This window comes from Methylocystis sp. S23, assembly GCF_054106005.1.
Genome location: NZ_CM134185.1, coordinates 768998 through 788380, shown reverse-complemented (window position 1 = coordinate 788380; position 19383 = coordinate 768998). Strand labels below are relative to the sequence as shown.

At 66.5% G+C, this 19383-nt stretch carries 21 protein-coding genes and 1 other RNA gene; 5 read left to right on the top strand and 17 right to left on the bottom strand.

Annotated elements, in window-relative coordinates; genetic code table 11:
- Positions 1–29: 29 nt before the first annotated feature.
- Entirely contained in the window at positions 30–1631 is a 1602-nt protein-coding gene (locus tag ACV7JP_RS04040) for a L,D-transpeptidase scaffold domain-containing protein (protein WP_457797961.1), read from the bottom strand.
- Positions 1632–2036: 405 nt separating this feature from the next.
- Between ACV7JP_RS04040 and ACV7JP_RS04035 the strand changes: the two genes are divergently transcribed.
- A complete protein-coding gene (locus ACV7JP_RS04035; RefSeq protein WP_457797960.1) occupies positions 2037–2333 on the top strand; it encodes a type II toxin-antitoxin system HicB family antitoxin in 297 nt (98 codons plus the stop codon).
- Here ACV7JP_RS04035 and ACV7JP_RS04030 read toward each other — a convergent pair whose 3' ends face one another.
- The 10 genes from ACV7JP_RS04030 to ACV7JP_RS03985 form a co-directional block, all read right to left on the bottom strand.
- Positions 2334–2528, bottom strand: a complete 195-nt coding sequence (locus ACV7JP_RS04030) for a type II toxin-antitoxin system HicA family toxin (protein WP_457797959.1) — start codon at positions 2526–2528, stop codon at positions 2334–2336. It lies immediately after the preceding gene.
- Positions 2529–2975: 447 nt separating this feature from the next.
- Complete coding sequence (locus ACV7JP_RS04025; RefSeq protein WP_457797958.1) at positions 2976–5294, bottom strand: ATP-dependent helicase; 2319 nt, start codon at positions 5292–5294, stop codon at positions 2976–2978.
- A gap of 295 nt (positions 5295–5589) precedes the next feature.
- Positions 5590–5835, bottom strand: a complete 246-nt coding sequence (locus ACV7JP_RS04020; protein WP_457797957.1) for a ribbon-helix-helix domain-containing protein — start codon at positions 5833–5835, stop codon at positions 5590–5592.
- On the bottom strand, positions 5832–6023 hold the full coding sequence (locus ACV7JP_RS04015; RefSeq protein ID WP_457797956.1) for a DUF4169 family protein: 192 nt from the start codon (positions 6021–6023) through the stop codon (positions 5832–5834). Before ACV7JP_RS04015 ends, ACV7JP_RS04020 begins: the two co-directional genes overlap by 4 nt.
- A gap of 4 nt (positions 6024–6027) precedes the next feature.
- Positions 6028–6621, bottom strand: coding sequence for an SspB family protein (locus tag ACV7JP_RS04010; RefSeq protein WP_457797955.1), 594 nt, complete (start codon positions 6619–6621; stop codon positions 6028–6030).
- Positions 6622–6672: 51 nt separating this feature from the next.
- Positions 6673–7025, bottom strand: a transfer-messenger RNA (tmRNA) gene (gene ssrA / locus ACV7JP_RS04005).
- A gap of 77 nt (positions 7026–7102) precedes the next feature.
- On the bottom strand, positions 7103–7420 hold the full coding sequence (locus ACV7JP_RS04000; RefSeq protein ID WP_457797954.1) for a ComEA family DNA-binding protein: 318 nt from the start codon (positions 7418–7420) through the stop codon (positions 7103–7105).
- 100 nt (positions 7421–7520) lie between these two features.
- Positions 7521–7772, bottom strand: a complete 252-nt coding sequence (locus ACV7JP_RS03995; protein ID WP_457797953.1) for a hypothetical protein — start codon at positions 7770–7772, stop codon at positions 7521–7523.
- Entirely contained in the window at positions 7769–8377 is a 609-nt protein-coding gene (gene pth / locus ACV7JP_RS03990) for an aminoacyl-tRNA hydrolase (RefSeq protein WP_457797952.1), read from the bottom strand. The genes ACV7JP_RS03995 and pth overlap by 4 nt, the downstream gene beginning before the upstream one ends.
- Before the next feature lie 246 nt (positions 8378–8623).
- Positions 8624–9247 carry a 50S ribosomal protein L25/general stress protein Ctc gene (locus ACV7JP_RS03985; RefSeq protein ID WP_457797951.1) on the bottom strand — a complete coding sequence of 208 codons (624 nt, stop codon included), beginning with the start codon at positions 9245–9247 and terminating at the stop codon, positions 8624–8626.
- Between the two features lie 318 nt (positions 9248–9565).
- Between ACV7JP_RS03985 and ACV7JP_RS03980 the strand changes: the two genes are divergently transcribed.
- The 4 genes from ACV7JP_RS03980 (at position 9566) to ACV7JP_RS03965 (ending at position 14160) form a co-directional block, all read left to right on the top strand.
- On the top strand, positions 9566–10663 hold the full coding sequence (locus ACV7JP_RS03980) for a hypothetical protein (RefSeq protein WP_457797950.1): 1098 nt from the start codon (positions 9566–9568) through the stop codon (positions 10661–10663).
- Positions 10664–10820: 157 nt separating this feature from the next.
- The gene (locus ACV7JP_RS03975; protein WP_457797949.1) at positions 10821–12038 is read left to right on the top strand and encodes a beta-ketoacyl-[acyl-carrier-protein] synthase family protein; all 1218 of its coding nucleotides are present in this window, start codon (positions 10821–10823) and stop codon (positions 12036–12038) included.
- Between the two features lie 301 nt (positions 12039–12339).
- Positions 12340–13635 (top strand): UDP-N-acetylglucosamine 1-carboxyvinyltransferase, encoded by a 1296-nt coding sequence (murA, locus tag ACV7JP_RS03970; RefSeq protein ID WP_457797948.1) that lies wholly within the window; start codon positions 12340–12342, stop codon positions 13633–13635.
- A 93-nt stretch (positions 13636–13728) separates the two neighbouring features.
- Positions 13729–14160 (top strand): SH3 domain-containing protein, encoded by a 432-nt coding sequence (locus tag ACV7JP_RS03965; RefSeq protein WP_457797947.1) that lies wholly within the window; start codon positions 13729–13731, stop codon positions 14158–14160.
- A 97-nt stretch (positions 14161–14257) separates the two neighbouring features.
- Here the strand turns inward: ACV7JP_RS03965 and ACV7JP_RS03960 are convergent, their stop codons facing one another.
- The 6 genes from ACV7JP_RS03960 to ACV7JP_RS03935 all read right to left on the bottom strand — a co-directional run bounded on the left by ACV7JP_RS03960 (position 14258) and on the right by ACV7JP_RS03935 (position 19280).
- Entirely contained in the window at positions 14258–15472 is a 1215-nt protein-coding gene (locus tag ACV7JP_RS03960; RefSeq protein WP_457797946.1) for an LL-diaminopimelate aminotransferase, read from the bottom strand.
- Between the two features lie 85 nt (positions 15473–15557).
- Positions 15558–15875 (bottom strand): hypothetical protein, encoded by a 318-nt coding sequence (locus ACV7JP_RS03955; RefSeq protein ID WP_457797945.1) that lies wholly within the window; start codon positions 15873–15875, stop codon positions 15558–15560.
- A gap of 194 nt (positions 15876–16069) precedes the next feature.
- Positions 16070–17080, bottom strand: coding sequence for a ferrochelatase (gene hemH / locus ACV7JP_RS03950; RefSeq protein ID WP_457797944.1), 1011 nt, complete (start codon positions 17078–17080; stop codon positions 16070–16072).
- A gap of 193 nt (positions 17081–17273) precedes the next feature.
- A complete protein-coding gene (locus tag ACV7JP_RS03945) occupies positions 17274–17786 on the bottom strand; it encodes a chromate transporter (RefSeq protein WP_457799028.1) in 513 nt (170 codons plus the stop codon).
- Between the two features lie 5 nt (positions 17787–17791).
- The gene (locus ACV7JP_RS03940) at positions 17792–18370 is read right to left on the bottom strand and encodes a chromate transporter (RefSeq protein ID WP_457797943.1); all 579 of its coding nucleotides are present in this window, start codon (positions 18368–18370) and stop codon (positions 17792–17794) included.
- The gene (locus ACV7JP_RS03935) at positions 18363–19280 is read right to left on the bottom strand and encodes a hypothetical protein (RefSeq protein WP_457797942.1); all 918 of its coding nucleotides are present in this window, start codon (positions 19278–19280) and stop codon (positions 18363–18365) included. Before ACV7JP_RS03935 ends, ACV7JP_RS03940 begins: the two co-directional genes overlap by 8 nt.
- Positions 19281–19383: the final 103 nt, after the last annotated feature.

Sequence of the window (19383 nt, the reverse complement as noted above, 5' to 3'; positions counted from 1 at the left end):
AGGCGCGGGCGGCCCGCGGCCTGCGCGGATCAGCCTCCGAGCCCCAGCGCCTTGCGCACCCGCGCGGAATAGCCGTACAAGTCCGGCCGCTGCGCCAGCCGCCCCGTGTCGTCCACATAGGCCGTGAAATAGACGATGTGGACCGGCAGGGGCTTGGAGAGATTGATGTAGCGCTCGCTGGGGCCGACGAGCTTCTTCACGCGCTCCTCCGACCAGCCGCTGCCGGGGCCGAGCACGGCCGAAGCCAGCGCGAAGGGCTGGTCGACGCGCATGCAGCCATGGCTGAAGGCGCGATGCGACTGCGCGAAGAGGCCGCGCGACGGCGTGTCGTGCATATAGACGGCGTAGTCGTTCGGGAAGACGAATTTGATGCGGCCGAGCGCGTTCTTCTCGCCCGGCGGCTGGCGCACCACCATCTGCCCGTTGCGGTAGGAGACCTGATAGCCGGCGCCGACGCCGCCATGCCACTCCTTCTGGATGATCGACTGCGGCACGTACCAGGACGGATTAACGATGATCTCCTTCATGGCGTTGGAGAAGATCGGCGTCGGCGTCTCCACCTTGCCGACGATCACGCGCGCGCGATGCGCGACCATGTTGTTGCGGATGACGGCGAGCTCGAAATCGGGGATGTTCACCTCTATTCGCTCGTCGCCCATGTCGCGCGGCAGCCAGCGCCAGCGCTCCATATTGGCGAGGATTTCCGCCTCGAGCGCCGAGGCCGAGGGGCCGCCGAGCGTCTCCATGCGGCGACGCTTGGACTTCGCGGCGGGCATGGCGTCGGTCTGCGCCACGCCTTCCTCGGCGGCGGCGAAGCGCTCATTGGCCTCCGGCAGGCCGGCGCGCCGGCCGCGCAGCTCGGCGAGCTTCTCGCGCAATTGCTGATAGCCGTAATGCGGCGGGTTGAAATCCTGCAGCGTCTCGCCGGCGCGATAGCCGGCGCTCGCGACCTGCGCGATCGCCTCCGCCGGATCGGGCAGCCAGGTTTTCGCGCCGATCAGCCGCGACAGGCGCTGCGGCTCCAGCCGCCCGCCGCGCGCCTGATTGGCGTAGGTCGCGACAGCCTCGGAGAGAGCCAGTTCGTCGGCGACGGAGGGCGCGCCGCTATCGGCGGCGGGGATGGCGAACCCGCGCAGATCGAGCCCGTCTTCATTGGCCGCGCGCAGCCGCGAGACAGCCGAGGCGGCGCCTTCGCGCCAGCCATTGGCGTCGGTCCAGAAAGGCTCGAATTGGCGCGCCGCATAGGCGGCCGCGATCCTGGCGCGCATGGCGCGGCGGGAGGCGTTGCGGGCGATGTCGGGCGCGTTGGTCCAGTCTTCCAGCGCCGAAGCGAGCGCGCGCTGATTCTCGGGCAGCAGATTCCAGGCCAGGTCGAGTTCGTCCGGCGCGGCGGGCTCGACCCGCAGCCCGGCGGCCGTGACGGCGACGACCGGCGGCGCGTCGGGCTCGACTGCGAGATCGTCCAGCGGCTGGGCGGTCGGCGCCTTTGCGAGGCCGGTCAGCGCGACGGCGGCGGGCGGCGTGAAGAGATCGGCGCGGCGCGGCGCGGCCTCAGCCGGCGCAGCCGCGAGCGCCGCCGTCAGCGCGGCGGCGGAAAAGGCGAATCGGGCAAAAACAATCCGAGCCTGCATGGCTCTCCTCGCACGAAACCGGAACCCGGCGCGGATTCGTAAACCAAAACCGTTAAGGATATTGCCGCTGCATCGCCGGATGACGCGACGGTTTCGACACAATATCTAGCGCGAGGGAGTCGGGCTGTTAATCAGCGCACATACGGCGGGCGCGCGCCTATGTCGCAAAAAGCGACACTGTGGCGCGGGGGCAACATGCCGGATGGCGGGGGCGGGCGGGCAGCCCGTCATGGCCGGGCTTGTCCCGGCCATCCACACCGGGACGTGATTGGGCGATTGCCGATGCAGTCCGGCGTGGATGCCCACGACAAACGCGGGCATGACGCGGGGGAGAACCGGCTCTCTCCTCCATAGCGGGTTTTGGCGTCTGGCGTTATGATGGGTGACTGTTGCAGAGGCCGCCAGATGAAGCCCTATATCGTCATCGTCCACAAGGACGAGAACAGCGCCTATGGCATGACCTTCCCCGACGCGCCGGGGTGCTTTTCGGCCGCCGATGAAATTGATGACCTCTTCGCGATGGCGAGCGAGGCGTTGGAGCTTTGGGGGGAGGGGATGCGTGAGGAAGGGCTGCCGATTACGGAGCCGAGGGATTTCGAGGCGCTGCGTGCTGATCCCGAATGGGCGGAGCAATTGAAGTCCGCCGACATTGTTATTGCGGTGGCGGCGCCGTGGGCGCAAAGGCGCGAGGCCGCCGAGTAATCAGTCCTTCGCCCAGCCGGCGCTCTCGTAAATGTTGATGATAGTTTTCAGCGGCATGTCTTTCTTTGGATGAGGAACGGTCACGCGGCCGGGCTTTACCGGGTGCTTGAACTGACGGTGCGAGCCCTTCGACCGCATGAGCCGCCAGCCTTCCCTTTCGAGGCGGCGGATGATGTCGCGGCTGTTCGTGAGCATGAGGCGCCTTCTGATTCGCAGGCGCTGATTATCTCCCTTGGGGGGAATGTTGTTTGCGTCGATTTCGAGTTACGAGTCTTATCCACATTATGGGGACGAATTACGGGAATTACGTGCATAAAATGACCTATTGCTTTTGACGTGCTCGAATCGCTCCGCCTCCAAAAAGCTCTCCAGCCTTGTCGAAATCCACCGTGCATTTGTTGCCGTCGACCGCCGCCACCGTGCCGGGGCCGAATTTGGTGTGGAACGCGGGCGTCCCGGCGCCGTGGCGCCAGCCCGGCATGGCCGGGCTGCTTATCGGAACCATCCACCGTCATGGCCGGGCTTGTCCCGGCCATCCACGCGGCAGTGCAGGCGCGGGCAATGAGTGGGATTGCGACGATCACCGACGCGAGGCCGGCGTGGGATGCCCGCGACGAGCGCGGGCATGACGGGGGAGAGAATTCACCCCGCGTCCAAAAAGCTCTCCAGCACCATCTTCCGCCCGGCCTTGTCGAAATCCACCGTGCACTTATTCCCGTCGACAGCCGCCACCGTGCCGGGGCCGAACTTCGTGTGAAAAACCCGCGTTCCGGCGCCGTAGCGCGAGCCCGTCGAGGAGCGCGCAATGACCTGGCCTTCGATCGTCAGGGGCTGCTTCGAACGAGAGGGGCGTGACGACGGTTCGGCGCGGGCGGCCTGGGCGCGCTTCCAGCCGGGCGTCGAATAGTCCGAGCCATATGTGTCGAGATTGGCGAAGCGCGAGACGGCGTAGCCGCCATATTGCGAGGCGCTCGGCGCCTCCACGACCTCGACATGCGTCGGCGGCAGATTGTCGACGAAGCGCGAAGGGACGGTCGGCTGCCAGAGGCCGCGAATGCGGCGGTTGCTTGCGAAGAAAATCTTCGCGCGGCGCTTCGCGCGCGTGAGGCCCACATAAGCGAGGCGGCGCTCTTCCTCCAGCCCCGCGCGGCCCTGCTCGTCGAGCGAACGCTGATGCGGAAAGAGTCCTTCCTCCCAGCCGGGGAGATAGACCGTCTCGAATTCGAGCCCCTTCGCCGCGTGCAGCGTCATCACCGAGACGCGCTCCTGCTCCTTCGACTCATCCGCCTCCATCACGAGCGAGACGTGCTCAAGAAAGGCCGCGAGATCGGGGAACTCCTCCATCGCGCGCACGAGTTCTTTCAGGTTTTCGAGGCGGCCGGCGGCTTCTGGCGTCTTGTCGTCGCGCCACATCTGCGTATAGCCGGATTCGTCGAGCACCATTTCGGCGAGCTCATGCTGGGGCTTCGAGTCGATGAGAGACCGCCAGCGATCGAAATCAACGATCAGGCTTTTCAGCGCGCCGCGCGGCTTGGGCTTCAACTCTTCCGTTTCGGTGAGAAAACGCGCCGCCTGCATCAGCGGAATACGCTCTCGCCGCGCATATTCGTGCAACAATTGCACCGTCGCGTCGCCCAATCCGCGCTTTGGCGTATTGATGATGCGCTCGAAAGCGAGGTCGTCGGCGGGCTGCGCGACGCAGCGCAGATAAGCGAGGGCGTCGCGAATTTCGGCGCGCTCATAGAAGCGCGGGCCGCCAATGATGCGGTAGGGCAGGCCGATCTCGACGAAGCGCTCCTCGAATTCGCGCATCTGGAAAGAGGCGCGCACGAGAATGGCGATCTCTTCGAGCGAATGGCCCTTGCGCTGCAATTGCTCGATGTCCTCGCCGATGACGCGGGCTTCCTCCTGGCTGTCCCAGACGCCGGTGAGCGTCGGCTTCTCGCCGTCCTCGCCGTCGGTGAACAGCGTCTTGCCGAGGCGGCCTTCATTATGTGCGATGAGATGCGAGGCGGCGGCGAGGATATGGCCTGTCGAGCGGTAATTGCGCTCGAGCCGCACGATCTTCGCGCCGGGAAAATCCTGCTCGAAGCGCAGAATGTTCTCGACCTCCGCGCCGCGCCAGCCATAGACGCTCTGATCGTCGTCGCCGACGCAGCAGACGTTCCGGCGGCCCTGCGAGATCAGCCGCAGCCAGAGATATTGGACAATATTGGTGTCCTGATATTCGTCGACGAGGATATATTTGAAGCGCTTCTGATAGTCCGCGAGCACGTCGGGGTTCTCGCGAAAGAGTCGCAGCGTTTCGAGCAGCAGATCGCCGAAATCCACGGCGTTGAGAATTTTGAGGCGCTCCTGATAGAGCGCATAAAGCGCCCCGCCTTTGCCGTTGGCGAAACTCTCCGCTTCGCCGGCCGGAACCTGGTTGGGAAGAAGTCCGCGATTTTTCCAGCCGTCGATGCGCTGCGCCAGCGCCCGCGCGGGCCAGCGCTTGTCGTCGATATTCTCGGCCTGCAGCACCTGCCTTAAGAGGCGGATCTGGTCGTCCGTGTCGAGAATGGTGAAATTGGGCTTGAGGCCGACAAGCTCGGCGTGGCGGCGCAGGATCTTCGCGCTGATGGCGTGGAAGGTGCCGAGCCATTGCATGGCCTGCGCGCCCTCGCCGACGAGCGTCTCGATGCGCTCGCGCATCTCTCGCGCGGCCTTGTTGGTGAAGGTGACGGCGAGAATTTCATAGGCGCGCGCTTGGCCCAGCGCGAGAATATGGGCGATGCGGGTCGTGAGCGCGCGCGTCTTGCCCGTGCCGGCGCCGGCGAGCACCAGAACCGGCCCGTCCAGAGTCTCGACGGCGGCGCGCTGCTCCGGGTTCAGACCGTCGAGATAGCGCGGCCGCTGCGCCGCCGCGGCGGCCCGCGCAGCGAGCCCGCCCTCTCGCGGCGCGTAATCGTCGAAACTGGACAAGGGGTTGCTCCTGATGATTCCGCCGCCAGCATATAGGAGAACGGAACGCGAATCACGAATTGGCGTGCGAGAGCGCAAATGCTGGGGGGTTCTATCCTTCCCCACAGCGAGAGGGCGTCCAAAGGACACCCAAGCGCCGATAAAGTTGCGTCGACGCCCCTCGTGCTTCGAGACGGCTCCTCCGGAGCCTCCTCAGCATGAGGGGCTTCTTGCCGCTTCGTCAGAAACTTAGGCCTCATTCTGAGGAGCGAGCGAAGCTCGCGTCTCGAAGGACGAGGCCGCTCGCGGAGGTTTGTCAGCGAACTTCGTTAGCTGCGCTCACCCTCTCCAACACAAACACGCGCAACGCCGAAGATAAATTCGCCTCGCCGCGCCCGGCGTCCACCTTCGCCACGAGCGCCGCGAGTGAAACGCCCTCCGCCGCCGCAATCTCCTTCAGCGCGCGCCAGAAGGGCTCCTCCAGCGAGACGCTGGTGCGGTGGCCGGCGATGACGGTGGAATGCTTGACGACGCGAATGGATGTTTGCGCTGCGTCGTTCACGCGGGCTCTTCCGGCTTCTCGAGCCGGTGCGCGTCGAGCTTCGCCGCCGCCAGCCGCCTCTCGGCTTCGGTCAGCGCGCGCTCGGCCTTTGTGCGGCCGAAGGCGACGCGGTTCGCCTGCGCGGCGTCTTCCTTCTCGCGCCGGTCGCGCGCCTTGCGGGCGCGGCGGAGATTGACGACGTCGCCCATGAAATCAGGTCTTCTTGCGGAAGGCGTCGATGGAGACGACCTTGGCGTCGCCTTCATCCTCCGCGCCCTCGGCGGCCGGCGCTTCCGCGCTCCGGGCCGCGGCGAGCTTTTCTTCCTGTTTCTCCGGCTTGGGCGCGGGCCTTGCGGGCGCGGCCTCGGTCGTTTCGTCGACGGCGCGCAGGGCCGGGCGCTGCGGCGGCGCTTCTTCCTCCTCCTCCTCGTCCTCGAACTCCCCGATGTCCGAGGCCTCGAAGCGCAGGCAGAATTCGACCGACGGATCGTAGAAATCGGTGATCGCCGCGAAGGGGATATAGAGATGCTCGGGGATGGAGCGGAAGGACAGGGTGACGCCGAAACCCGTGGGGCCGACTTCCAGATTGGAGAACTGGTGCTGCAGAATGATGGTGAGCTCGTGCGGATATTGCTCGGCGAGACGGCGCGAGATCTTCACGCCCGGCGCGTCGGTGCGAAAGATGATGGTGAAATGGTGGTCGCCGGGAAGGTAGCCGCTCGCCGCGACGTCTCCCAGAACTTTTCGCACGACGCCGCGCATCGCGTCCTGAACCAGAAGATCGTAACGAATAAGGTCCGTCGCCATGCGCTTTTCCCTGGCGCCTGACCTTCCCGAATCGCCCGCGCCGAAAATTAAAGTGGAGGCTTCTGTTGCCAGGCGCCTCCGAGCCCCGCCTAGAAGCGCTAACTCCTAGGACTTGATTCCCAGCTTAGGCGCTGCATTACGCAGCGACGGCCACCGGAGCATAGTTGTCGTTGGCAACTATAAGGTTTGACCCGATAACGGCGGTATCATGCCGAGCGAAAAATCACCCTTTACGCCCCCGTCGATCCTGTTTCGCCCCCGCCGCAGCCCGTCGTGACGGGCTCTGGTGGAGGCGCCGGGTACCGCCCCCGGGTCCGGATGGTTTATTACGGTGTTCGTTTATCGCCATAGCCGGTCATACCGGCGAGACGAATATAGGCGCTCCTTCGATTTTAAGGAAGGGGCGCATGTAACAGTCGCGTGAATAAGGAAGACGCCCGGCGCATGCGGGCGGGCGCCTCCCGATCGCGGCGCGATCCGGTCAGCGGACGAAGAGCTGGTCCTTCACCGGCGTCAGAATCTCGCCCGAGACGATCCTGCGGGCGGTCAGGTCCTCGACGGCCTTGAACGGGCGCCCTTTCACGATGGCCTCGGCGATCGTCTTGTCGAAGCCCTTCACCGCCATGAGCTGCTCGACGGTCGCGGCGTTCAGATCGAGGCGCCGGGCCTCGGTCGCCATCTTGGCCGAGGGGACTGGGGTCGCGCCCGGCGCGGCCGCCGCGGGCTTCGTCGCGGCGGTTTCGGCGAGCGCCAGGGCGGCGGCGAGAAGGGCGGCGGCGAGAAGGACGTTGCGGATCATCGCTTGAACTCCTGAAGGTCGAGACCTCGTCTCGATGGATCGCAGCGTCGTCCACTTGCCCTGAACCGCCGCTGAGAGCGGCGTTCATCCGCGATTTAACTCAAGGTCTCCGCCGCACGCAGGCGGGCTCCGCCGGCAGGCAGGCGACGCCGGCCATCGAGCAGTCGGCGCCGTCGGCCCCGCGGGCGCAAACGACGCAGCCGTCGGTCCACTCCGCGCAATCCGGGTGATCGTCGCCGAAAGCCGGGACCGGCCTTTGATCGGCGTGCGAGGCGGCGCCGGAAGGGGCGGGGCCGTCGGCCAAGGCGACGCCGGCGAGCAGAAACGTCAGCAGCGCCGGGAGCCGGATCATTCCCTTTCGCCCACCCGTTTCACCGCGCCGAAGCCTTTCGCCTCCATGGCGAGATGCAGCTTGTTCTGCAGTCCGGCGTCGTCGCCCTTCACGAGCAGGGCGGCGTTGTCGGCGAGGGCGTCGCAGAGCGCCTCGACCCACGGCTCCTCGCTCTTGGCGAAGTCGTTGAGGACGTAGCCATGCACGAGCGACTTGTCGCCGGGATGGCCGATGCCCATCCGCACGCGCTTATAGTCGTTGCCGACATGGGCGGTGATGGAGCGCAAGCCGTTATGGCCCGCGACGCCCCCGCCGACCTTGATGCGGCACTTCGCCGGCGCGAGATCGAGCTCGTCATGGAAGACGACGATGTCGGCCACGGGAATCTTGTGGAAGCGCGCGGCCTCGCCCACCGAGCGGCCGCTTTCGTTCATATAGGTCTGCGGCTCGAGCAGCAGCGCCTTCTCGCCGGCAATATTGCCTTCGCTCACAAGGCCCTGAAAGCGCGCGCGGGCGGTCGCGAAGCCGTGGCGGCGCGCAATGGCTTCGATCGCCATGAAGCCGATATTGTGGCGATTCCTGGCGTATTGGCGGCCGGGATTGCCGAGGCCGACGAAGAGCAGCATGGAAGGACCCGAAAGAAAATGGCCGGAAGAGTCCGGCCATTAACACAAGACGAGACGTCCCGCTTACCAAGGCGATCCGGTGAAGGTTTCCTCGTCCTGAGAGCGAGCGAAGCTCGCGTCTCGAAGGACGAGGAAACCTTCATTCCCGCAATCTGGACTCGCCCTCGTGCTTCGAGACGCCGCCTTTGGCGGCTCCTCAGCATGAGGGCGAGGAGCGTTGTCCTTCACCCGATCGCCGTGTCCCGCTTACTTCTTTCCCTTGGCCGGCGCGGCCGCGGCGGCCGGGGCCGCCTCTTCGCCGCCGCCGGCCGGCGGGGCGAGGCTCGCCACGGTGAAGTTCCGGTCCGGATTGGTGGGCTTGCAGCCCTCCGGCAGCGGGATCTGCGCGATCGTGAGCGAATCGTTGAAGTCCATGCCCGCGAGGTCGGCGGTGATCGCCTCGGGGATGTTGTCGGCCGGCACGTACATCTCCACCGCATGGTAGACGATGTTGAGCGAGCCGCCGCGCTTCAGGCCGGGAGACTGCTCCTGATTGACGAAATGGACCGGCACGTTCACCTTGAGGCGCGAGCCGGGCTTCAGGCGCAGAAAATCGACATGAAGCGGGAAGTCCCGCACGACGTCGAGCTGATAGTCGCGCGGAATCGCGCGCTCCTTCTTGCCGTCGATCTCGAGCTCGAAGATCGTCGTGAGGAAGTGGCCCGCGAAGATCAACTGGGTCGTGACCTTCTTGTCGAGCGAAATCGGCGTGGGCGCTTCGCCGCCGCCATATACGACTGCTGGAATGCGGCCCTCACGGCGAACGCTGCGGGCGGCCCCCTTGCCGGTCCCGCTGCGCACCGTGGCCGCGAGCGTCTTCATCTCGGCCATTGTCGGTGTCCTTTAGAAAAGAAAAAGCGCCGCTCGCCTCCAGGGGTGTCGGAAACGCAGGCGCCGGGCGGCAGCTTATAGGGGAGAGGATCGGAAGAGGCAAGGCGGCGCCGCCGCGGTACGCTTGCGCCGTCCGCCGAACGATGTTTGCCTGGGCGTATTTCCGATGCGGTTTTTGCCTGACTGCTTCGCGACGCGCTCGCGCGTCATTGCAAGCGGAAGGCGAAGCAATCCACGACGTCCAGCAAGCGGCTCCCGGATGCTTCGTCGCTTCGCTCCCGCAATGACGGGGAGCGCGATAATAGACGGAACCGGTATATGATGCGCCTTTGGTTTCTCTCCTTTTTCGCTTTCTTGCATCTTCTCCCCACGGCGAGCGCGCGCCCGAGGCGGGAGAGCCCGCCGCCGCCCGAGATGAAAATCACGCTCATGCGGAGCGGCGCGATCGACTGTCTGCCCGATTGCGTCGAATGGATCGCGCTCGAGGGCAAGTTCGACGGGCATACGCCGAAGCAGTTTCGCGAGGCTCTGGCGCTCGCTAAGTCCGCGCATCCGCCGATCCTGATCAGTTCGGGGGGCGGCGACGTCGACGCCGCGATGGCGATCGGCCGGATTATCCGCGCCAGGGGCCTCGACGTGATCGTGACGCGGGCGGAAGCCCTGGCGCCCGATCCCGCCGCGGCGCCGGCGGCCGATAATCGCGGGATAAGCGCAAAGCCGCAGGCCGTCGTGGATTACGGCCGCCCTGTCCTCAAGGGCGCCTTCTGCGCGTCCGCCTGCACGCTCGTCCTCGCATCGGGCGTTCGTCGCGTCGTCGCGCCCGGCGTGGGCGTCGGCGTCCACGAGATGCTTGTGCCCGAGCAAGACCAGCTTCAGCGCGTCCGCTATTATCAGACCCGGACCCTCGCCAGAGGCGGGCGCGTGGTCTCCAAGGAGACGCGGGTGGTCGGCGAGCGCGCGTTCACCCGTCATATCCCGCGCCACGACGCCCGCGCCGACGATTACAAGCGGGTCCTCGCCTATCTCGGGGAGATGGGGCTGCCCGCCGGCGAGATCCTCAAGGTGATGAAGACCGCCGCGCCGGAGGGGATGTCCTGGCTGTCGCGCCCGAGTCTGGAGCGTACAACCCTGCTCGCGACGGACTCTGCTACGCCGCAGGTTTTTCTCGGCCTTGAAAAGAGGGCTGTCGCCAAGACGGCGGCGGAGCCGGCGCCGGCTTCGGCGTCTTCCGAAAGGGCTGTCGCCCGCAATTCTGTCGACCAGTTCGCCAGGAGCGTAGGCGTCACGCCGGGCTGGATCATGCCCCTTGCTCTCGCCGTTCTGGCGATGTGCGCCGCGATTGCGATTTCGCTTGGGCGCGGGATGCGGCTCAGCGCTCCGCCGCCCGAGCGGCGCGATCCGCCGCTCGATCTGTGAGGCGCGGTCGCGATCCGGCGCCGCATTTCACAGCAGAGTCGCGCCTCTCTATAGTCCCGCCGTCGGCAAGGGTTGCGCTCGGCGGCCTCTTGCGTCACGCAAGCGGCCGGGGCGCGAATCGTTCCTGCCGCGTTTAAGCTAGGGAGATCAATCCGTTATGACGACAGAACATAATCGCCGCCGGGTCGTCGTCACGGGCATGGGCGCGGTTTCGGCCGCGGGCGTCGGCGCTGGCCCGCTCTGGGCGGCGGCGAAGGGCGGCGTTTCCTGCATTAGGCCGCTCAAGCTCGCGCGCGCCTATCCCGGCCGCATCAAGATCGCCGCGCAGGTGCCGGATTTCGATCCCGCCGCCCATCTCCAGGCCGAGCTTCTTCCTTATTGCGACGAATTCACGCAATACGCCGTCGTCGCGGCCGACGAGGCCGTGAAGCAGGCGGGCTTTTCCGGCAAGGAAATCGGCGGCCCGCGCACCGCGGTCATCATCGGCACCGGCATTGGCGGCGCCCATACGATCGACGACAATTGCTATCGGGAATATGCGGAGGGCCTCCGCCCCGACACGCTTTCCGTGCCGCGCCTCATTCCCAGCGCCGCGCCGACGACGCTGGGCATGCGCTACGGCGCCAAGGGGCCGACCTTCGCGCTCGCCTCCGCCTGCTCCTCGGCGACGCAGGCGATCGGCGAGGCTTTCGAGATGCTGCGGGCCGGCCGCGCCGACCGCGCCATCGCCGGCGGCGCGGAGGCCTGCGTCATCAATGGCTCCATGCGCGGCTGGGAAGGGCTGCGCGTGCTGACCCCCGATTTCTGCCGGCCCTTCTCCGCGAAGCGCAACGGCATGACCATCGGCGAGGGCGGGGCCGTCTTCATTCTGGAGACGCTCGAATCCGCGCAAGCGCGCGGCGCGGCGCCGCTCTGCGAGCTCGCGGGCTACGGCACGACGAGCGACGCTTTCGATCCCTTGCGCGCGGATGTCGACGGCCCGGCGCGCTGCATGCGGATGGCGCTGGAAAGCGCCGGCCTCGAGCCGAAGGACGTCGATTATCTCAACGCTCACGGCACGGCGACCTACGCCAACGACATCACCGAGTCGGAGGCCATGCGCGCGGTCTTCGGCGACAAGCCGCCGCCGGTCTCCTCGACCAAACCCATCCACGGCCACGCGCTCGGGGCCTCGGGCGGGCTGGAGCTCGCCGTCACCATCAGCGCGCTGCTCGAACAGATCGCGCCGCCGACGATCAATTTCATCGAGCCGGACCCCAAATGCCCGGTCGACGCCATTCCCAACGAGGCGCGTAAAATGCCGATCCGCACGGCGCTGTCCAACTCCTTCGCCTTTGGCGGAGTCAACGGCACGCTGGTGGTGAAGGCGCTGTAAGGCGCGTCTCGCGCGGCGGGGCGGCGATGTGCGCCGCCGCGCTTGTCACCCCTCTTGCAAAGGCCTAGGAAAGTCCCGCTTCCTAATGGACGCTCTTTCACGGCTGGTTGGCGATGACGGAAGAAGGCAAGGAGCCGGGCTCCGCCCCAAAAGGGGCGGATTCGGGCGAAAAAGCTGGCAAGGCCGGAGCCAGGAAGAACGCCGCCGCCCTTTCCGCGGCGCTCCGGGCCAATTTGGCGCGCCGCAAGGCCCGTGAGCGGGCGCTGCGGACGACCGCGCAAAAGAGCGACAGCGAGGGATAATGGACAAGATCAAAATCATCGGCGGCGAGCCCCTCAACGGCGTCATTCCCATTTCCGGGGCCAAGAACGCCGCTTTGCCGCTGATGATCGCCTCGCTCCTCACCAAGGAGACGCTGACGCTCGAAAACATGCCGCTGCTCGCCGACGTCACGCAGCTCGAGCGGATATTGGGCAATCACGGCGTCGATTTCACCATTTCCGGCAAGCGCAAGGGCGATACCGAGAACGCCGGCCGCACGGTGCATTTCACCGCCCGCGAGATCGTCGACACGACGGCGCCTTATGAGCTCGTCTCGCGCATGCGCGCGAGCTTCTGGGTCTTCGCGCCGCTGCTCGCCCGCATGGGCGAATGCCGCGTGTCGCTGCCGGGCGGCTGCGCCATCGGCACGCGTCCGGTCGACCTTCTGCTGAAGGCCCTGCAACAGCTCGGCGCCAGGATCGAGATCGAAAACGGCTATGTCGTCGGCTCGGTCAAGGACGGCCTTGTCGGCGGCGAGATCGATTTCGAGAAGGTCACGGTCGGCGGCACGCATACGGCGCTGATGGCGGCCACGCTCGCGCGGGGAACGACCGTCATCCGCAATGCGGCGCGCGAGCCGGAGATCGTGGATCTCGCCGAATGCCTCGCCAAAATGGGCGCGAGGATTTCCGGCGCCGGAACGCCGACCATCGAGGTCGAGGGCGTGACCTCGCTCGACGGCGCGCGCCATGCGGTGATGCCCGATCGCATCGAGGCCGGCACCTACGCCATGGCCGTGGCGATGACGGGCGGCGACGTGCTGCTCGCCGGCGCCCGCGCCGACAGCTTGCAGGCGGCGCTGGATGTGCTGGCGCAATCCGGCGCGACGGCCTCGGAGACGAATGAGGGGCTGCGCATCTATCGCAACGGCGCCGGCATCGCCCCGGTCGACGTCGAGACCGCGCCCTTCCCGGCTTTCCCGACCGACCTTCAGGCGCAGTTCATGGCGCTGATGACGCGGGCCGGGGGAACCTCTCGCATTCGCGAGACGATCTTCGAGAACCGCTTCATGCATGTTCAGGAGCTCGCGCGGCTCGGCGCCCATATCAAGCTCGAGGGCGATACGGCGATCGTGACGGGCGCCGATCATCTCGAAGGCGCGCCGGTCATGGCGACCGACCTTCGCGCCTCCGTGTCGCTGGTCATCGCGGCGCTCGCCGCGCGCGGCGAGACGACGATCAACCGCGTCTATCATCTCGATCGCGGCTTCGAGCGGCTGGAGAAGAAGCTCTCGGGCTGCGGCGCGCAGATCGAGCGCGTCGGCGGGCAGGGCTAGGCGGCGCGCCGGGGCATTAACCTACAATAATACTATGAAATAAGCTGCGAGCGTATACAATCTCTCGGACGAAACGAGGTCCGGGAGGCGCTGATGAAACGCGCGGTCATGATCGCGATCCTATTTTTGCCCGCCGCGGCGTTGGACGCCCGGGCTGCGCCCGGATGCGTCTATCAGGACGCCTATCTGTTCTCCTCCCCCGATTATGTGGGCGGTCTGATCGGGACAATCCCCGCGCCCGCGCCGGTCGAGGTGGTTCAGCGCGGCAAGAAGTGGAGCCTGATTTCTTACGACGGGCAGACCGGCTACGTGTCCACGAGCCATCTTTCGCGCAATTCGAGGGCGCAGGCCGATCCGCCGCCGAGCGTTTATGACGAGTCGGTCGCCGCGCCGACGCCGTTTTGGACAGGGTCCTGGGGACCGGACTGGACGAGCCGCACGGAATGGAGCCGAGAGAGCGCCGTTCCGCCGAGCGATCCCGCATGGGCGGCCTGCGGCGGTTCTTCCGGCGCTAAGCCGCGATAACCGCCCATCCGTCATTGCGAGCGAAGCGAAGCAATCCAGAGCCGTATCGCCGCTCTGGATTGCTTCGTCGCTTCGCTCCTCGCAATGACGGGGAGGCTTACCCGCGCGCGACGAGGGGCACGACGTTGTGGAGCTGGTCCGCCGAGTCGAAGAAGCGGCGCAGATTGCGGGCGGCCTGGCGGATGCGCTGCTCGTTCTCGACCAAAGCGAGGCGCAGATAGCCTTCGCCATGCTCGCCGAAGCCTTCGCCCGGCGCCACGGCGACGTCGGCCTTCTCGATGAGGAGCTTTGAAAACTCCAGGCTCGACATGGAGCGGAAGCGCTCCGGCACGGGCGCCCAGGCGAACATGGAGGCGGAGGGCGCCGGGATCGGCCAGCCGGCATGGGCGAAGCTCTCCACCATCACGTCGCGGCGCTTTCTGTAGATGGCGCGCATCTCCTTCACGCAATCGTCCGGGCCGTTGAGCGCGGCGGTCGCCGCCACCTGGATCGGCGTGAAGGCGCCATAGTCGAGATAGCTCTTCACGCGGCCGAGCGCCGCGCAGAGACGCTCATTGCCGACGGCGAAGCCGATGCGCCAGCCGGCCATGGAGAAGGTCTTCGACATCGAGGTGAACTCCACCGTCACGTCGATCGCGCCGGGCGCCTGCAGCACGGAGGGCGGCGGATCGTCGTCGAAGAAGACTTCGGCGTAAGCGAGATCGGAGAGGATGAAGATGTCGTGCTTCTTCGCGAAGGCGACCAGGTCCTTGTAGAAATCGAGCGAGGCGACCTCGGCCGTCGGATTGGACGGATAGCAGACGATCACCGCGATGGGCTTGGGGATCGAATGGATCATCGCGCGTTCGAGCGCCGAGAAATAATCCGGCGTCGGCGCGGAGGGCACGGAGCGGATGACGCCGCCCGCCATTAGAAAGCCGAAGGCGTGGATCGGGTAGGAGGGGTTCGGGACCAGCACCACGTCGCCGGGGGCCGTGATCGCCTGCGCCATATTGGCGAAGCCCTCCTTGGAGCCGAGCGTCGCGACGACCTGCGTCTCGGGATCGAGCTTCACGCCGAAGCGGCGGGAGTAATAGCCGGCCTGGGCGCGGCGCAGCCCCGCAATGCCCTTGCTCGCCGAATAGCGGTCGGTGCGCGGGCGTCCGGCTGTCTCGACGAGCTTGTCGACGACATGCTTGGGAGCGGGCAGGTCGGGATTGCCCATGCCCATGTCGATAATGTCGGCGCCCGCCGCGCGGGCTTTGGCCTTCAGGCGGTTCACCTGCTCGAAGACATAAGGGGGCAGGCGCTTGATGCGATAGAAGTCCGACATTGCTCGACCGGTTTCGATTCAGGAAGGCCGCGACTCTAGACCCTTGGCGCGGCTTCGCCAAATGGGCGCGAATGGGGAGGAAGATTTAATTCGGGATCTTCACCCGCGCCGCCCGGCGCCGATTTTCCGCCGCGGCCCGATCCAGCGCGGCCCCCGCCGCCTGCAACTCGGCGGCGCTTTTCTTGTGGTCGGACTGCGGGGCCGGGGCGAGGGGCACATAGTCGAGCCGCTCGGGCCGCGATTCGCGCACGAAATCCGGCGCCGCCGGCACGGGCTTGCGCAGGCCGAAGGCGTCGAAGAGGCCGCCGATCGCCTGGCCGCCGGTCGAGGGCGCCTCCTGAGCGGCGGCGGGGGCCGCGAGGGCGAGAGCGGCGGCGATCACGGCGAGGCGGAAGGTCTGCATGGGCCTATCGAAGCGGCGAATTTTGGCGCGAGCAAGAAGGCTTGGACGAGGGCGCCGCAGCGCTCTCCCTCGCCCCGCTTGCGGGGAGAGGGCCGGGGTGAGGGGCGAAGCGAGCGCGAGTGGCGACCAAGCTTTGCGAAGCGGCCTTGCCCCTCACCCTGACCCTCTCCCCGTTTTCACGGGGAGAGGGAATTTCACACCCAGCCGGCCAAGTCCCGCCGCGCGAGCGTTTCGATCAGCGCCATGCCTTCCGCGCTGTCGTTCAGGCAGGGCAGGCGGGCGAATTTCTCGCCGCCCTTCTCCAGGAAGAGGTTGCGGATTTCGGCGCCGAGCTCCTCGATCGTCTCCAGGCAGTCGGCCGAGAAGCCCGGCGCGACCACGGCGAGGCGCTTGACGCCCGCCGTCGCGAGTTCGCCCGCCACGTCGCTCGTATAGGGGCCGATCCATTTCGCGCGCCCGAAGCGCGACTGGAAGGAGAGTCGGAGCTTTTCTTCCGGCATGCCCAGCGCCTCGCGCAGCAGCCGCCAGGTCGCCTCGCAATGGGTCCGGTACGGATCGCCGCGATCGACCTGCAATTGCGGCAGGCCGTGGAAGGAGGCGAGCAGGATTTCGGGCTCGAAATCGAGCGCGGCGAGTTCGCGCCTTATGCTCGCCGCGAGCGCGGCGACGTAAGCCGGCTCGTCGTAATACGGCGCGCCGATGCGCAGCGCCGGCTGCCTGCGCATGCGCCTCAAGGCCGCGAAGGCGGCGTCGGCCGCCGAGGCGCTGGTCGAGGCGGCGTATTGCGGATAGAGCGGCAGCAGCGCGATGCGCGCGCAGCCTTTCGCCATCAGGGCGTCGATTTGAGCGGGGATCGAGGGGGAGCCGTAGCGCAGCGCGTAATCGACGATGACAGGCGCCTTGCCGCCGAGCGTCGCGGCCCAGGCCGCAAGCTTCTCGGCCTGAAGGCGCGTGATGGTCTTCAGCGGACCCTCGCCGGTTTCTTGGCTCCAGATCGATTCGTAGGCCTGCGCCGATTTCTTCGGCCGCGTGTTGAGCACGATTCCATGGAGCACGGGCAGCCAGACGAGGCGCGGCAGGTCGACGACGCGCGGATCGGAAAGAAACTGCGCCAGATAGCGGCGCACCGAAGGGACGTCCGGCGCGTCGGGCGTGCCGAGATTAACGAGCAGAAGGCCGACGGGGGTCTCGAAGGAAGCGGTCATATGGCGAATATCGTTCGGGCGCGCCCCCTCTCCCCGTAAGAACGGGGAGAGGGCTGGGGTGAGGGGCAAGGCCGCGACATGCAGGTTGAGGTTTCATTGAGGAGCTGCCGCGCAATCCATTCGCTTGGCGGCTTTGCCCCTCACCCTTACCCTCTCCCCGCAAGCGGGGCGAGGGAAAAACCCCGCTCATGGCTCAGCGAAACAGGAAGGCCCCCGCGACGCCCGCGAGCGCCATCAGCGGCAGCGGGTTCATATGCGTGACCATGAGTATCGCGAAGACGGCGATTGCGATGGCGGCGCCGGTCCAGCCCGCGACCGCCGCCTTGGCGATGGCGAAGACGCCCGCGAGCAAGAGGCCGATCGACACCGCGCTCAGCGCGCGCTGGATCGAGGCGCGCCACGGCCAGCCCGCGAGATGCTCCCAGATTCTGCCGACCCAGAGCGTCAGCAGCCCTGTCGGCAGAAAGAAGGCGAGCGTCGCCGCCAGCGCGCCTACAGGTCCGGCGACCCATTCGCCGATTCCGGCGATCATCATCATATTCGGCCCCGGCGCCATCTGGCCGAGGCTGTAAAGGCGCACGAGCTGGTCCGCCGTCAGCCAGTGGAAGACGTCGACGGTCAGCGTCTTCATCTCGGGATAGGCGGCCATGCCGCCGCCAATGGTCAGGAGCGACAGATAGGCGAAGACCCCGACGAGGCCGATCATCTGCTTCACGGGCCGTCCTTTCGCGGGCGAAACCAGAGGATCGCGACCGGCGCGACGGTGAAGAGCGCAAGAAGAACCGATTCGTGAAGCAGCGTCACGAAGGCGAGCGTCGCGGCGGCGAAGAAAGCGTCGGGCGGCTTACGGATGGTCTTTCGCCCGAGCTCGACGGTCACGTAAAGCACCATGCCGACCGCCGCCGCCGAAACGCCGTGCAGCATGGCGTTGACGACGGGAAAATCCTTATGCGCCGAGCCATAGGCGGCGGCGGCCGCGACCATGATCAACCCGCCGGGCAGGCAGACGCCGAGGACCGCCGCCGCGGCGCCGGCCGCGCCGCGCAGCCGGTCGCCGACGAGGATCGCCATATTGGACGCGTTGAGCCCCGGCAGCGATTGGCAGATCGAGAGAAGCTCGACGAAGGTCTCGTCGTCGAGCCATTTCAGCGAGCCGACAAGGCTCGATCGCAAATAGCCGATCACGCCGCCGCCCAGGCTCGTCGCGCCGATCATGAGGAAGGCGAGGAAAATCCTCGCGATCGAGACTGTCGGGCTGCCGGGCGGGGAATCCCGCAAAGTCTCACTCATGGCTTTGCGGCGGGGCGCCCTTCAGGCGATAGACCGCGCCCGTCTTGGTCGTGCCGAGGCTGATCCAATCCTGCGCCTCGCGCTGCAGCAGCCTGAAGAATTCGTCGCATTTCAACAGCGCCTTGGCGCTCAGCTCCTCGCGCCGCTGGAATTTGCATTGGAAGGAAAATTCGCCGACGAGCTGATGCTGGTCGCCGCGCGTGCGCCAGACGGCGACATTGCTCTCCGCCTCGAATCCCTTGCCGAAATCGAGCGCGCCGAGCTTTTGCAGCACCTCTTCGACCGCCGTCCGGTTCACGAGCTCGAGACGTTCGCCGTCATTGCGCAGCAGCGGCCGCAAGGCGGGAAAGACCTCGATGAGCGTTTCATGCGCGGTGAGGTCGTTGCTGAAACGCAGCGGATCGAGCTTGAATTCGACATTGTGAGAATAGAGCGAGCGCATGCCGCCGATGCGGTCCTTGCGCGGCAGCCATTCTTCCTTGAACTTGATGCGATACATGCCGGGAATGCTCGGCCGCATGTCGAGCCGGGAGGCGGCGTCGAGATCGGGATGGCGGAACTTGAAGACGATCTCCGGCTCGCCCGTGGGAAAGCCGTCTTCATAGGCCGTGCGGCGGCGCAGGATGAAGGCGTTGTTGTAGAGCGTGAAATCCTTCGTATCGAGGAAAAGGACCTCGCGAATCTGCGGGCGGACGCCCTCGCAGGAGTCCGTATCGAAATCGACGCGCGCCTCTTTCGCCGCCCTGCGAACGATCTTCTCGAATTCGCGAAAGCTTTGGACGGAAGTGAAGCGCAGGCCGTTCAGGATGATTTTCGCTTCGAGATAATGGACTTCGTCGAGCGGGTGGCCGTCGGCGTAGAAAGGCTCCTCGGGCGCGCTCGTTGCGGGATTGAAAGGATGATCGGCCAAACGCGCCCCCTCGCGATATAGGACGGACCGCCGGAGAGCGGCGCGCGGCCGCCCGGTAAATTGGCGGGGCGTCGAGGGTTTGTCTCATCGCCGCGCCGCCTTG

What these genes read in the sequence shown, in the direction of transcription:
- ACV7JP_RS03960 (WP_457797946.1), bottom strand. Translation starts at nt 15,472, where the DNA reads ATGTCGGACTTCTATCGCATCAAGCGCCTGCCCCCTTATGTCTTCGAG.
- ACV7JP_RS03965 (WP_457797947.1), top strand. Translation starts at nt 13,729, where the DNA reads ATGAAACGCGCGGTCATGATCGCGATCCTATTTTTGCCCGCCGCGGCG.
- ACV7JP_RS03980 (WP_457797950.1), top strand. Translation starts at nt 9,566, where the DNA reads ATGATGCGCCTTTGGTTTCTCTCCTTTTTCGCTTTCTTGCATCTTCTC.
- ACV7JP_RS04010 (WP_457797955.1), bottom strand. Translation starts at nt 6,621, where the DNA reads ATGGCGACGGACCTTATTCGTTACGATCTTCTGGTTCAGGACGCGATG.
- murA (WP_457797948.1), top strand. Translation starts at nt 12,340, where the DNA reads ATGGACAAGATCAAAATCATCGGCGGCGAGCCCCTCAACGGCGTCATT.
- ACV7JP_RS03995 (WP_457797953.1), bottom strand. Translation starts at nt 7,772, where the DNA reads ATGATCCGGCTCCCGGCGCTGCTGACGTTTCTGCTCGCCGGCGTCGCC.
- hemH (WP_457797944.1), bottom strand. Translation starts at nt 17,080, where the DNA reads ATGACCGCTTCCTTCGAGACCCCCGTCGGCCTTCTGCTCGTTAATCTC.
- ACV7JP_RS03945 (WP_457799028.1), bottom strand. Translation starts at nt 17,786, where the DNA reads ATGATCGGCCTCGTCGGGGTCTTCGCCTATCTGTCGCTCCTGACCATT.
- ACV7JP_RS03940 (WP_457797943.1), bottom strand. Translation starts at nt 18,370, where the DNA reads ATGAGTGAGACTTTGCGGGATTCCCCGCCCGGCAGCCCGACAGTCTCG.
- ACV7JP_RS03975 (WP_457797949.1), top strand. Translation starts at nt 10,821, where the DNA reads ATGACGACAGAACATAATCGCCGCCGGGTCGTCGTCACGGGCATGGGC.
- ACV7JP_RS04040 (WP_457797961.1), bottom strand. Translation starts at nt 1,631, where the DNA reads ATGCAGGCTCGGATTGTTTTTGCCCGATTCGCCTTTTCCGCCGCCGCG.
- ACV7JP_RS04000 (WP_457797954.1), bottom strand. Translation starts at nt 7,420, where the DNA reads ATGATCCGCAACGTCCTTCTCGCCGCCGCCCTTCTCGCCGCCGCCCTG.
- ACV7JP_RS04015 (WP_457797956.1), bottom strand. Translation starts at nt 6,023, where the DNA reads ATGGGCGACGTCGTCAATCTCCGCCGCGCCCGCAAGGCGCGCGACCGG.
- ACV7JP_RS03985 (WP_457797951.1), bottom strand. Translation starts at nt 9,247, where the DNA reads ATGGCCGAGATGAAGACGCTCGCGGCCACGGTGCGCAGCGGGACCGGC.
- ACV7JP_RS03955 (WP_457797945.1), bottom strand. Translation starts at nt 15,875, where the DNA reads ATGCAGACCTTCCGCCTCGCCGTGATCGCCGCCGCTCTCGCCCTCGCG.
- ACV7JP_RS04035 (WP_457797960.1), top strand. Translation starts at nt 2,037, where the DNA reads ATGAAGCCCTATATCGTCATCGTCCACAAGGACGAGAACAGCGCCTAT.
- ACV7JP_RS04030 (WP_457797959.1), bottom strand. Translation starts at nt 2,528, where the DNA reads ATGCTCACGAACAGCCGCGACATCATCCGCCGCCTCGAAAGGGAAGGC.
- pth (WP_457797952.1), bottom strand. Translation starts at nt 8,377, where the DNA reads ATGCTGCTCTTCGTCGGCCTCGGCAATCCCGGCCGCCAATACGCCAGG.